This is a genomic window from Ruegeria sp. BG6 (assembly GCF_056538465.1).
This window is the reverse complement of sequence record NZ_JBQFTB010000007.1, coordinates 159,919-173,333: the sequence shown is the minus strand read 5'-3', so window position 1 is coordinate 173,333 and position 13,415 is coordinate 159,919. Positions and strand designations below refer to the sequence as shown.

Genomic DNA, 13,415 nt, shown 5'->3' with positions numbered 1-13,415 from the left:
ATGGGATTGCTCACTAAGGACGAATACAAATCCATTGCTACCAATCTGGAGCTGCCGACCGGCGCGTTCATAGATGGCGCATTCCGCCCGGCGATTTCCAGCAAGACATTTGAGACTGTAGACCCGGCCACCGGCGAAAAGCTGACCGATATCGCGGCCTGCGGAACCGCGGACGTGGATTTTGCCGTCGAAAAGGCGCGCGAGGCGTTTGACGATGGGCGCTGGTCGAAACTGCACCCGTCCCAGCGCAAGGACGTGCTGATCCGGCTTTGCAAGCTGATGACGCGCAACGCCCGCGAACTGGCGGTGATGGAGAGCATCGACAGCGGCAAGACCATCTATGACTGCGAAACCGTGGACGTGCCCGAGACCATCCACTGCCTGAAATGGCACGCTGAGGCGATCGACAAGATTTACGATCAGGTCAGCCCCGCCAGCGAAGATCACATTGCCATGGTCGTGCGTGAACCGATTGGCGTTGTGGGTCTGGTGCTGCCGTGGAACTTCCCGCTGCTGATGTTGGCGTGGAAGATCGGGCCTGCTTTGGCGGCGGGCTGTTCGGTGGTTGTGAAACCAGCGGCGGAAACCACGCTGACCGCGCTGCGTCTGGCCGAACTGGCGATGGAGGCCGGACTGCCACGCGGTGTTCTGAACATCGTTCCGGGTGGCGGCGCCGACGTGGGCGAGCCCATCGGGCGGCATATGGATATCGACATGGTGTCCTTCACCGGCTCCACCGTGACTGGCAAGCGGTTCCTGACTTATTCGGCCGAAAGCAACGCCAAGGAAGTGGTGTTGGAGATGGGCGGCAAAAACCCCGCAATCGTGATGGAGGATGCCGAAAACCTCGACCGCGTGGCGGCGCACGTTGTCAACGGTGCGTTCTGGAATATGGGCGAGAACTGCTCGGCCTCGTCACGTCTGATCGTGCACAAGGAAGTGAAGGCCGAGCTGCTGGAGCGCATCGCCCATCACGCCAAACAATGGAACATCGGCGACCCGCTGGACCCGGAAACCCGCATGGGTGCGCTGGTCAGCGAAGGCCATTACAACAAGGTTTGCAGCTATCTGGATCAGGCCGATAGCGTCGTGATTGGCGGCAAGGCGGACAAGGGTTTTGTCGAAGCCACGGTCGTCGAAGTCCCCGGCAACGACGCCACCCTGGCACGGGAAGAAATCTTTGGCCCGGTTCTGTCGGTAATCGAAGTGTCGGGCTTTGATGAGGCCATCAAGATCGCCAACGACACCGATTATGGTCTGTGCGCTTCGATCTTCACGGCCAATGCCAAACGTGCCATTCGCGGCGCGCGGGCAATCCGGGCGGGAACAGTCACGGTGAACAGCTTTGGCGAAGGCGACATCACCACACCATTCGGGGGATACAAGCAGTCGGGCTTTGGTGGCCGCGACAACTCGGTCCATGCACACGACCAGTACACCCAGTTGAAAACAATCTGGATCGATCTGGCCGACGATGCGGACGAGGCAGTGGATTGAGCCGGTACGAAGCAAAACGGCTGCCGCGCCAAACCGGCGCGGCGGGGTGGAATGCCATTCTGCCCGCTCAGACACCGCTTCCTGAGCTGCAACAGGACCTGAGCGCTGACATCACCATCGTTGGCGGCGGGTTTGCGGGCCTCAGCACGGCGCGACGCCTGCACCAGCTTGATCCTTCCCTGAAGATTGCCGTGCTTGAGGCCGGGCGGTTCGCGGAAGGGTCAGCCGGGCGGAATTCGGGCTTCATGATCGATTTGCCGCATGATCTGGCCTCGGACAATTACGCGGGCGACGGGCTTGAGGCCGACAGGGCCACCATCGCGCTGAACCGAAAGGCAATCGCTTTTGCGCAGCAGGTGGCCGAGGACTGTGTCCTGTCCGACGAGGTGTTCGATCCCTGCGGCAAATTCAACGTCGCTGCCACCCCGTCAGGCGATCTGCACAACCGCGAATATGCCGCGCATCTGGAACGGCTGGGCGAACCCTGCACCCTTTTCGATCAGCAACAGATGCAGGAACTGACAGGCAGTCCACATTACACCTCGGGCCTGTTTGCGCCGGGGACTGTCATGATCCACCCCGCAGCCTATGTCCGGGCCTTGTCAGCACATCTGGCCGGGCAGGTTGATGTGTTCGAAAACTCGCCGGTTACAGGCTTTGAAAAACAGGGAAACGGCTGGGTTGTCACGACCCCAAAAGCCCGGGTGACGACCGGACGGATTGTGTTGGCCAACAACGGGCATGTCGAAAGCTTTGGGTTCTACCAACGTCGGTTGATGCATATTTGCCTTTACGCGTCACTGTCAGCGCCTCTGACCGACGCTCAGATCAAAACGCTGGGTGGGCAATCGCGCTGGTCGGTGACACCGGCGGATCCGATGGGAACATCCGTGCGGCGCATCTCGGGTAGTTATGGCGACCGGATCCTGATCCGGACCTGTTCCAGCTTTCATCCTTCGATCGAGACGACAAACATGCGCCTGCGCAATGCGGGCTGGGTGCATGACCGCAAGTTCCGCGAGAGATTTCCGCATTTGCCGGACGTAAAAATGGAACACCGCTGGGCCGGAATGCTGTGCCTCAGCCGCAATGGCGCGGCCGCTTTTGGCGAACTGGACGACGGGGTCTATTCCGCCTGTTGCCAGAACGGGCTGGGCATTGCCCGCGGGACATTGCAGGGAATGGGCATTGCCGAGCTGATCCTGCAGGGCGGGTCGGACATTGCCGGTCATTTTCTGGCCCAACCGGAGTTGCCGCGCCTGCCGCCCGAGCCCTTCGCCTCGCTGGGCGCCAACACCTACCTGATGTGGAAGGAATGGTGGTCAGGCAAGGAATGATCCGCCCTATCCCGGCAGGCTGAGCTTTGCCATGCGTCCGCCGTCGACGGTATAGACCTGTCCGGTGACAAAAGCCGCGTCGTCTGATGCCAGAAATGCGACAAGGGCCGCAACCTCTTTCGGTGCTCCGGTTCTGGACACGGGGTGGATGCGCCCGATATTCCGGCGAAATGCTTCGGGATCCGGCATCGAGGCGATGAAATCCACGTTCAGGTCCGTGTCGATCCAACCCGGCGCGACTGCGTTGCACCGGATGCCTTCGGGCCCGTGATCGACCGCGACCGCGCGGGTCAGCCCGTGCAGTCCGGCCTTGGACGCCCCGTAGGCCGCGTGTCCGGGGTTGCTGCCCAAACCTTCGATCGAACCGGTATTGACGATATTGCCGCGCCTTTCACGCAGGTGCGGCAAGGCGGCCTTGATCATGAGAAACGGTGCCGTCAGGTTGACCGCCAGGGTTCGCTGCCAGTCGTCCAGGCTCATGTCCTCGACCGAGGCTTCCTGCATCATTCCTGCATTGTTGACCAAAACATCAAGGCGCCCGGCCTTCGCAATCAGTTCATCGATCACCTGCGCCGGGCTGTCAGGTCTGGTGAAATCCGCAGCGATGCCTTCAAATTCTGTGTCCGCCCCACGCTGGGCCGTGAAGACGCGCGCGCCTTCTTGCTGCAGCCTGACCGCGATGGCACGGCCGATACCGCTGCGGCCGCCTGTGACGAGGGCAACCTTGCCTTGGAATCGGTTCATGTGACTGGCTTACCTCCGTTGACCTCAACTAATGCGCTGCAGACATAACGCGCCGCGTCCGAGACAAGAAACAGAACGACATCTGCGATGTCATCAGGCTCGGCAATCCGTCCCAGGGGAACCGTCGCCCCCAATTCGGCCACGGCAGTATCCGGATCGAACCCGCGTTTTGCAAAACCGGACCGCAGCATGGGCGTGTTCACTTCATTCGGGCACACCGCGTTGATGCGAATGCCCTGATGCGCGTGGTCCATTCCCATGCACTGCGTCAGCGAGGCGATGGCCGCCTTGGTCATACAATAAACCGCATGGTTTGGCCCCGGCCGCAAGCCCCAGCACGATGCCGTATTGACGATTGCCCCGCCCCCCGATTGGGCCAGGATCGGAATCGCGGTCCGACAGATTCTGAACGGTGCTTCGACATTGACACCCAGGGACAGTGACCAGTCATCATCCGTGGTTTCGGTGACGGTGCCCCGCGTTATCACGCCCGCATTGTTGATCACGATGTCCAGCCCGCCCAGAAGATCCGCGGCCGCTTGGGGAAGCGCGTCGCTGTACGAAGCGTCCCTGAGATCACCGGGCAGGTGCGCTTCGGCCTCGATCCCGTCAACTGATCTGTCCGCCACAGCAACTTGCGCGCCGGCTTGCCGCAATTTGCGGACAATTGCTGCGCCGATCCCTCCGGCAGCGCCAGTAACCAGCGCCTTTCTTCCATTCATTTCCATTTCAATTTCCCGATCAAAAAAAGACCCGCCAATTTCAGGCGGGCCAGTGGGGGGAGAGATCATCAATACGTCTGGTTCAGTTCGTCCGCTGCCGGTATTTCCCGTTCGCGGCGCGCGATGTAATCCAGCAGTTCCTCGTTCTTGGCCAGATCCAGCGTGGGCTCCTGATACTCGGCCAGCAGCTTGCGGGCGTGGTTCAGAGCGCGTTCGGTGATCTCAACCTCGCCCTCAGCCGTCCATTGCTCGATCGAATTGTTGTCGAACATTTCGGGCATGAAGAACGCGGTCTGAAAATTGTCCTGTGTGTGCGGATGACCCAGATAGTGACCGCCCGGCCCCACATCCGGCACCGCGGCCAGAGCCTGATCGAAATCGTGCCATTTCGGACCTTCGGCCATGCGATAGGCCATGGCGCATTGTTCAGCATCCACGATGAACTTGGCGACCGAACAGTGCATCCCGGCCTCGTTCCAGCCTGCCGAGTGCCAGATGTAATTGGCCCCGGCATGGATCACAGCCTGCAGGGTCGTGGCAGATTCGTAACCGGCCTGCGCATCGAAGGTCTTGGCCCCGCCAAGCGTGTTTGAGGTACGCCACGGCACGTCGTAGTACCGCGCCATCTGACCGATCATGAAATTCATCAGACTGATTTCGGGCGTGCCTGCCATAGGCGCGCCGGATTTCATCGACACGGTTGACAGGTAGTGGCCGTAAATCGCGGGCGCGCCCTTGCGGATCACCTGTGTGTAGGCCAGCGCGCTTAGCGCCTCGGCGTTCAGCTGCGCGACGGTCGCGGGTACGCTGGCGGGCGTGTTGGCACCGCCCAACACGAACGGCGAGCACAGTACCGGCTGCTTGCGGCGGCAGAAGGCACGCATCGCGCCCAGCATGGTTTCGTCCCAGACCAGTGGCGAGTTGCCGTTGCAGTTGCCGGTGGTGACGGGGTGATCCTCAAGGAACTCTTCCCCGAACAGGATTGCGCACATGTCCATCACGTCCTCGGCGTTCTTTGGGCTGGTGGTCATGCCCATGAACGTCTTGTCCGAATGTTTCATCGAAGAATAGGTGATGCGCAGGTGGCGCTGACTGATCGGGTGATCGTAGGGTTCCACGATATGATGGGCCGACGAATGCAACGCGGGCATCATGTGGCTCAGCTTGTGGAACATGGCCAGATCATCCAGCGTCGGATTGCGGCGCACGTCGTCGAGATCGCGCAGGAACGGCGCGCCGGTCATCGGCACGAAGATCGAGTGCCGGCCACCCAGCCGCACGTTCTTTTGCGGGTTGCGGGCATGGTAGGTGAAATCCGAAGGGATTGTGGCAATCAGTTCACGAACCAATCCGCGATCCAGATAGACCAGCTCTCCCTCGACCCTGGCACCGGCCTTTTTCCAGTCTTCCAGCGCAATGGGGTCGCGGAACTGCACGCCGACATTTTCCAGAATGTCCATCGAGGCGTTGTCGATGCGCTCAACCTGGGCGCCGTCCATCACCTCGCATAGCGGGATGCCCCGGGTCAGTCCGGGCAACATCTCAAAGTTTGGCGCGGTTCGCTTGGCGCGGCGGGCCGAGCGTCCGCCCGAGCGGGTCGCGGTACGAATGTTCATGGGGCAATCCTCCAATCTTGTAAGACAGAATGGGGGATTCGCAGGTCGCGCACCTCACTGATTCCGAAATCTGTTTGCAGGAACCGACACCGTTTCAAAACCAAAAGCGCCGCCCCTGTCGGGGCGGCGCCTGAACTTGTCTGTCGCAATCCGATTATTCGGCGGCTTGGGTAGAAACACCGTGCTTTTCACGCTGTCCATCGCGGAACAACGCCTTGCCCAGCGCGATGCACATCAGGCCCATCACCATGGTAAAGGGCAGTGCACCGATGATCATCGCGTTGCGCAGCGCATCCATCGGGTTGTTTTCCCCCGCAGCGAGGACCAGTGCGCCGATCACGGCCGTCAGGATCACACCCCAGATGATGCGGTGCTTGATGCCGGTTTCCTGGCTCCCACCCGACATGATGGTGTTCATCACCAGAATGCCCGAGTCCGCCGAGGTTACCAGGAAGGTCATGATCAGGATCACGCACATGACGTTCAACATGGACAACAGCCCACCGTCGATCATGTAGGACAGTGTCACGAACAGCTTGTTGGTGTTCGACGCACCGATGATCGCGCCTTCCGCCGCGCCTGCCAGTTCCAGATCGATCGCGGTGCCGCCCAGAACGGTCATCCATGCAAAGCAGACCAGTGCCGGAGCGAAGACGCAGCCCAGGATGAACTCGCGCACGGTGCGACCCTTGGAGATGCGCGCCAGAAACAGGCCCACGAAGGGCGAGAACGCGATCCACCAGGCCCAGTAGAACGTGGTCCAGCCTGCCTGCCAGCCAAACTGACGGCCCTGCTCGCCTGCTGCATAAGCCGCAGTCAGAGTGGCTTCGTCCAATTCGGCGGCTGCACCTTCCAGACCGCCCTTGAAGCCGTCAAAGCTGCCCCAGGCATTGGTTGCGCCGCCCATCAGGTCAGCCGCATGCGCCTGCGCCTCGGCGGGCAGAGCTGCTGCAAAAGCTTCCGCCGACAGCGGGCCATAGGCATTAAAGCTGAGCGACAGGAAGTGCAGGATGTAGTCCACCATCGCCGAGCCGTAGGTGGTCATGGCGAAGACAAATGAGCCGAAGACGATGAACGTGCCCAGCAGGATGATCGACAGCACAAGGTTCAGGTTCGACAGGTACTTGACGCCCCGGCCGACACCGGAAACCGCCGAAATGATCGACAGGCCCATGATGACGACCAGGCCCGAAATCAGACCGACCTTGCTGGGGGTCGGCACCTCGCCGCCCATATCCATGATCCACTGCATGCCGGTGATGGCATAAAGACCGTCGATGAACTGGCTGACGCCGTAGCCGATGGTGACCGAGACACCCAGAATGGTCGCCACAACACCCAGAACGTCCACGGTATGGCCCAGAAACCCGTTCATCAGGCGGCCAAACAGAGGCGTCAGCGCCGAGCGGATCGTCAGGGGCATGTTGCGCGTATAGGCGTAATACGCCAGCGACAGCCCGGTTACCACGTAGATTGCCCAGGCGTGGAACCCGTAGTGCAGGTATGTGAAGCGATATGCGGATTGCAGCGCCTCAGGCGAGTTGCCCTCGACCGCGCCCGAGACCACCACGGGGTTCGAGCCCCATAGACCCAGAGGTTCGGCGGTGGCAAACACCATCAGGCCAACACCCAGACCCGCGCCGAACATCATCGAGAACCACGAGAAATTCGAGAATTCGGGCTTCTCACCCGGTGTACCCATGATCCGCCGGCCGGTGGATGGCAGGATCGCAACGATGGCAAGGAAGAAGAAGAACAGCCCGACGATGATAACGTAGAAGCTGTTGAATACTTCAAGCAGCCTGCCGTTCCAGCTGCCGAGCGTGCTGTTCGCATTGGCCGGGAACACCAGCGCCCAAAGTACAAGCGCGACCATGATCCCTTTGCTGATCAGGGCGATCGGGACGCTGTAGTTCTCGTAGAAACCGGCATCCGCCGTTTCTATCTCGAGATCCGTGAACGGTTCGGGTACTGACATATTCTCTCCTCCATGGCGATGTCATTAATTTGGGGGTCTGCGTGGTTGCGTATGCGCCTTCGCGCCGACGTCCTGGTGTAGCTGACGACCGGGCATGCGGCCGGGGTACACATGAAACCCTTTCAACCCCGGGAAGTGCCAGCGCGCGCTCCCATACGCACAGATTTCAGCGCAACCTGGTCCGAAAACATATGCTGCGCCCTGGCCTTCCAGTTTTTTTCATACGGGTGACGCCCAGAGTTGGCACGGAACCCGAAACTGTCTGCGGACCTGTTCAACGGCGTTTTTTGCAGCCCATTGTACTCGACCCTCATTGGTTCGTCTGCATACAAGGTCGATTTCGGTCGTATTCGGCGTTTACCGACACTATCCGACCCATTGCCGACCCCAGCCGCCATTTGTGACTGACAGATGCATCTATTATTTAACAAAATCAGTTCTACAACCGAGAAAATTCTATTATTCACTTGAATGATCCTAAACCGAGTACTGATTACGCATGTCCAGACGCCATTATAAACTGCCGCCTTTGACCACCCTTTCCGCCTTCGAGGCAGCCGCACGGCATCTGAGCTTCAAGAACGCCGCAGAGGAATTGTCAGTCACACCCGGTGCAGTCAGCCATCAGATCAAGGCGCTGGAAGGCGATCTGGATACAGCGCTTTTTCAACGCAAGCATCGCGGTGTGGACCTGACCGAGGACGGAAGGGCATTGTACGAGGCATTATCCACGTCCTTCGGGCGCATCTCAAAGACGCTGGCGACGATCCGCGACCGCACGTCTGGCGGCAAGGTGACCGTCGGATCGACAACGGCCGTCGCCGCATTGTGGCTGTCACCCTCCATCATCCGGTTCTGGCGGGAAACGCCTGAAGTCAATGTCGATCAGATCTCGCAGGATCGTCCCTTCAGGAACCGGCCCGAGATTGACTTCTTCATCCGATACGGCAAGGACAATGACCGTACGCTGTCGCATACCCCGCTGTACCGAGATCAACTGATCGCGGTCGGCAGCCCGGACATGGCCGAAAGACTTGCGGGTGCGGATTTGGAACAATTGGCCGCCCAGCGGCTTATTCATCTGGATTCAGAGGATCAGACCTGGACGACATGGCCGGACTGGTTTCAAATTCTGGGTTATTCAGGAAGCATCCCGGTGGAAACACGCGTCAACAGCTACTCGGTTGCCTTGCAGCTTGCGCGCAAGGGCGCAGGACTGGCGCTTGGATGGCAACGCCTGATCAGGCCTATGTTGCAATCCGGGAAACTGGTTCCGATCGGGCCGCACCGCCTGACTGCACCCAACCAGTTCTACCTGGTCGGCCGACCGGAAGAGGAACTGACCGAGAATGCTCGCGCGCTCAAGAACTGGATCATTCAGGAGGTGCGTCAGAATTCGGATTAGATCAGGTCAAGCTGTGATGAGGATTTCTGATATTGAAGCGGGGGCAGCGGTTCCGTCAAAACGATTGAAATGCATCCAGCCAAGAGTCAGGAGAGCCCGATGAACAAGCATAGTGTTCTGTCATCCGTTCTGAACGATGTGAATATCGCAAACGGCCTGCCGAACGAACATTATATCGACCCGGTGGTTTTTGCCGAAGAAAAACAGTCGGTCCTGTTTTCGAATTGGTCTGGTATCGGGTTTGGCAAGGACGTCTCCGAGGAAGGAGACGCCAAACCAGTGGACTTTCTGGGTATGCCTCTGTTGATCGTGCGCGACCGCGACGGCGAGATCGGCGTGTTTCAGAACACCTGCCGGCATCGCGGTATGATACTGGTGGATACGCCCAGAAAAATCGGCGGTGCCATCCGCTGTCCCTATCACAGCTGGTGCTACAGCCTGAAAGGCAAGCTCCACGCGACGCCTCATGTGGGGGGGCCGGGACAGAACAAGCATGAAGACATCGACAAGGACGATCTGGGGCTGGTTCGGATTCGGTCTTACGTCTGGCGTGACGTGATCTTCGTCAATGTCAGCGGCAACGCACCCGATTTCGAAGAGGTCCACGGCCCACTGATGGAACGCTGGGGCGAATTTGAACAGCCGATCTTTCACGGCGGCGAGACATCGTCCTTCAAGCTTGAGGTCAAGTCCAACTGGAAACTCGCAGTCGAGAACTATTGCGAAAGCTATCATTTGCCGTGGGTGCATCCTGGTCTCAACAGCTATTCCCGCCTGGAAGATCACTATAATATCGAAGCGCGCAACCACTACTCGGGCCAGGGAACGCTGGTTTACCGTCAACTGACAGATCAGGACGGTGCCACGCTGCAGGATTTTGCCGGCCTGAGCGACAAGTGGGATGAGGGCGCGGAATATGTCGCGCTGTATCCCAACGTGCTGTTGGGCGTCCAGCGCGACCACAGCTTTGCCATCGTTCTCGAGCCTGTCGATCAGGAGAACACGGTGGAACATATCGAGCTGTATTACGCCAAGAGCGAAGCCGAAACGCCCGAGCATGACGGGTTGCGCGCCTCGAACGCGCAGCTATGGAAAACCGTTTTTGAAGAGGATGTTTTCGTCGTGGAAGGTATGCAGAAAGGTCGGCACGGCGTTCTGTTTGACGGCGGGCGGTTTTCGCCGGCGATGGACGGATCGACCCATTGCTTCCACCACTGGGTGGCCACGCAGATCGAAAACGGCCGGACAGTCTGAGGAACGGCTGGGTGACGGATCGGACAGAACAAGATCAACGGACTACGCTGGATCGGCTGCTGCTGGATGCACATTCCCGTGGCGACCACGTAGACCTTATCCGCTATTACACACAGGCCGCGGACGAGCGTGAAGCCGTTCGCGACCTGGACGCGGCCTGCTTCTATCTGACCCATGCCTTTGTCTTTGCGCTGGAAGCCGGCGTGCCCGAGGCCGATGTTCTGAACTACCGGCTGTTTGAACATGGGCGCACGGAACGGCTGGAGTTCTGAGCCAGCGGTCGACGGTGACGTGCCCCGCCGTTACACTGCCCTAACGTCGTCCTGTTCACACGCGCGATAAAACTTCTATCCTGCCCGGGGCTTCAATCGGATCGTCACGGGAGGGGCAAACGTTGGAAAACGTGACTGACATGCTGATCGTTGGCGCCGGGTTTTCCGGGCTGACCATGGCGCTGGAGGCGCGAAAGCGCGGCGTTGCCGACATCGCCATCCTTGAAAAAGCAGGCGACATCGGCGGGACCTGGCGCGAGAATACTTATCCCGGCGTTGCCTGTGATATCCCCTCGCATCTCTATTCAATGGCCACCCACCCGAACCCGGACTGGAGCCGGGCCTATGCGGGCGGTGCCGAGATTCAGTCCTATCTGCAGAAGATCGCCCGCGCCGAGGGCCTGTACGATCTGTGCCATTTTCACCAAAGCCTGAAATCTGCCAGATGGGACGGCACAAGCTGGCAGGTCGAAACACATGAAGGCCAGCACTGGACCGCAAGGTTTCTGGTCTCGGCAATTGGTGCGCTGCATGTGCCGAACATTCCGGATATCCCCGGCGCCGAGAGCTTTCCCGGCCCTTGCTTTCATTCCGCCGAATGGGATCACGACGTCCCATTGGTCGGCAAACGCGTCGCGGTCGTGGGCACTGGCGCATCCGCGGTTCAGTTCGTGCCCGAGATCGCCAAATCCGCGGCGGATGTCACCGTTTTCCAGCGCAGCCCGCCTTATGTCCTGCCGCGCCCTGACGGCCCGATTGCACCATGGGTACGTCGCCTCTACCGTCACGTCCCCCTGCTGCCACGCCTGCGGCGCAAGCTGATCTACATGATTTTTGAATACCGCCACAAAGTATTTCGCGGCGAGGCGCGCATGGTGAATTTCGCAATGAAAATGTGGCGTAAATCACTGACTGGTGCGATCCCGGATTCTGCCAAGCAAGAGATGCTGACGCCCGGTTATCGGATCGGGTGCAAACGCATCCTGAGCTCGAACGACTGGTACCCGGCACTGGCCCGCGACAACGTCCATCTTGTTGCGCAAGGGGTGGCATCCATTGAGTCCGACCAGATCATCGCAACAGATGGCAGCACGGTTCAGGCTGACGTTCTAATCTGGGGAACCGGCTTTCACGTCACGGATGTGGTGCAGCGGCTGGACATCTCGGGCGTCAACGAAATTACACTGCACAAAGCCTGGGCCGACGGAATGCAGGCCAATCTGGGGACTGCAATCGCCGGTTTCCCGAACTTCTTCATATTGCTGGGGCCGCATACCGGGCTGGGGCACAACTCGGTTGTTCTGATGATTGAAGCCCAGGTGAAACACATTGGCCGCGTTCTGGCGCAGATGAAGAAAAAAGGGCTGAAGGCCATCATGCCGGATGCCGCGAAACAGGATGAGTTCACCCGCGAGATGCGCGAACGGCACACCGATAGCGTCTGGCAGACTGGCGGCTGCACATCGTGGTATCAGGATGCGCAAGGGCGCAACACCACGCTGTGGCCCGGCACCGTGGCGGAGTACGAAAAGAGGATGGCGCAGGCGGGTTTGGAACAATACCGGCCAGTGCCCGTGCCGAATGGAGAATTGTAGATGACGACAATCCTGATTTTGCTGGGCGCTCTGGGCCTCTTTCTGCTGGCCATGAACCTTTGGACGCGGCGGCTCACCAAAAAGGGTTTCGAAAGGGTGCCTCAACCGGGTCAGGTGGTCGCGGTTGATGGCGGCAGCATCCACTATGTCGAGCGTGGAGATCCCGCCAACCAGACCATCGTGATGATCCACGGTCTGTCGGGGCAGCTACAGCATTACACCTATGCGCTGATGGACGAATTGACGGACGATTTCCACGTCATTGCCATTGATCGCCCCGGCTGCGGGTATTCCACCCGGGACGACCCGTCGTCGGGCACCCTTCCGGAGCAGGCCCGGATGATACAGGAGTTTCTGGACCAAAAATCGGTCACCGACGTCATTCTGGTCGGGCATTCTCTGGGCGGGGCGGTGTCGCTGGCGATGGCCCTTGAATATCCCGACCGGATTGCGGGGCTCGCGTTGCTGGCCCCGCTGACACAGCAAATGCCCGCGCCGCCGCAGGTGTTCAAACCGCTGGAAATCCGGACTGCCTGGTTACGCAACCTGATCGGAAATACGATCGCCGTGCCGCTGGCGGCAAAGACAGCGCCCCATGTTCTGAGCGCCGTTTTTGAGCCCGAGCCCGCCCCGGCGGATTTCCTGGACCGGGCGGGCGGTGCCCTGGGGTTGCGCCCATCGGCCTTCATCACAGCCTCGCAGGACGTGGTCGGAGTGGATGCCAGCATCGGGGACCAATGCCGCCGCTACCCGGAACTGCAAGTGCCGGGCGGTATTCTTTACGGCGCTCAGGACGCCATCCTCTCAGCCGCGCAGCACGGCCCTCCGATGACAGAATTCGGTCTGACCTACGAGGAAACTGGCGAGCATGGCCATATGATCCTCATCACCATCCCGGAAATTTGCGCATCGTTCATCCGAAGAATTTCCGAAAAATGCGACGCACCCCGGTTGGACCCGGTAAGTCAGAATATTGAGTGAAAGATTCCGCCAGG

11 protein-coding genes are annotated in these 13,415 nt (G+C 59.8%); 7 read left to right on the top strand and 4 right to left on the bottom strand.

Annotated features, from left to right (window positions below; all coding sequences use genetic code 11):
- Positions 1 to 1,497, top strand: a complete 1,497-nt coding sequence (locus ACR0JW_RS14120) for an aldehyde dehydrogenase (protein WP_480714095.1) — start codon at positions 1 to 3, stop codon at positions 1,495 to 1,497.
- Positions 1,494 to 2,834 (top strand): NAD(P)/FAD-dependent oxidoreductase, encoded by a 1,341-nt coding sequence (locus ACR0JW_RS14115; RefSeq protein ID WP_480714094.1) that lies wholly within the window; start codon positions 1,494 to 1,496, stop codon positions 2,832 to 2,834. Before ACR0JW_RS14120 ends, ACR0JW_RS14115 begins: the two co-directional genes overlap by 4 nt.
- Positions 2,835 to 2,840: 6 nt before the next feature.
- Here the strand turns inward: ACR0JW_RS14115 and ACR0JW_RS14110 are convergent, their stop codons facing one another.
- The 4 genes from ACR0JW_RS14110 to ACR0JW_RS14095 form a co-directional block, all read right to left on the bottom strand.
- Positions 2,841 to 3,578: an SDR family oxidoreductase gene (locus ACR0JW_RS14110; RefSeq protein WP_170681626.1), complete on the bottom strand. Its 738-nt coding sequence runs from the start codon at positions 3,576 to 3,578 to the stop codon at positions 2,841 to 2,843.
- The gene (locus ACR0JW_RS14105; RefSeq protein WP_480714093.1) at positions 3,575 to 4,306 is read right to left on the bottom strand and encodes an SDR family NAD(P)-dependent oxidoreductase; all 732 of its coding nucleotides are present in this window, start codon (positions 4,304 to 4,306) and stop codon (positions 3,575 to 3,577) included. Before ACR0JW_RS14105 ends, ACR0JW_RS14110 begins: the two co-directional genes overlap by 4 nt.
- A gap of 62 nt (positions 4,307 to 4,368) precedes the next feature.
- Positions 4,369 to 5,916, bottom strand: a complete 1,548-nt coding sequence (locus ACR0JW_RS14100; protein ID WP_480714092.1) for a trimethylamine methyltransferase family protein — start codon at positions 5,914 to 5,916, stop codon at positions 4,369 to 4,371.
- A gap of 154 nt (positions 5,917 to 6,070) precedes the next feature.
- Positions 6,071 to 7,894, bottom strand: coding sequence for a BCCT family transporter (locus ACR0JW_RS14095; protein WP_480714091.1), 1,824 nt, complete (start codon positions 7,892 to 7,894; stop codon positions 6,071 to 6,073).
- 499 nt (positions 7,895 to 8,393) lie between these two features.
- On the opposite strand from ACR0JW_RS14095, the gene ACR0JW_RS14090 reads away from it, so the two are divergent.
- From ACR0JW_RS14090 to ACR0JW_RS14070, 5 genes are all read left to right on the top strand, one after another.
- Positions 8,394 to 9,299, top strand: a complete 906-nt coding sequence (locus tag ACR0JW_RS14090) for a LysR substrate-binding domain-containing protein (RefSeq protein WP_170681634.1) — start codon at positions 8,394 to 8,396, stop codon at positions 9,297 to 9,299.
- Between the two features lie 99 nt (positions 9,300 to 9,398).
- The gene (locus ACR0JW_RS14085) at positions 9,399 to 10,553 is read left to right on the top strand and encodes an aromatic ring-hydroxylating oxygenase subunit alpha (RefSeq protein WP_480714090.1); all 1,155 of its coding nucleotides are present in this window, start codon (positions 9,399 to 9,401) and stop codon (positions 10,551 to 10,553) included.
- 11 nt (positions 10,554 to 10,564) lie between these two features.
- The gene (locus ACR0JW_RS14080; protein ID WP_170681638.1) at positions 10,565 to 10,825 is read left to right on the top strand and encodes a hypothetical protein; all 261 of its coding nucleotides are present in this window, start codon (positions 10,565 to 10,567) and stop codon (positions 10,823 to 10,825) included.
- A gap of 131 nt (positions 10,826 to 10,956) precedes the next feature.
- A complete protein-coding gene (locus tag ACR0JW_RS14075) occupies positions 10,957 to 12,420 on the top strand; it encodes a flavin-containing monooxygenase (RefSeq protein WP_480714113.1) in 1,464 nt (487 codons plus the stop codon).
- Positions 12,421 to 13,401: an alpha/beta fold hydrolase gene (locus ACR0JW_RS14070; protein ID WP_170681642.1), complete on the top strand. Its 981-nt coding sequence runs from the start codon at positions 12,421 to 12,423 to the stop codon at positions 13,399 to 13,401.
- Positions 13,402 to 13,415 lie beyond the last annotated feature (14 nt).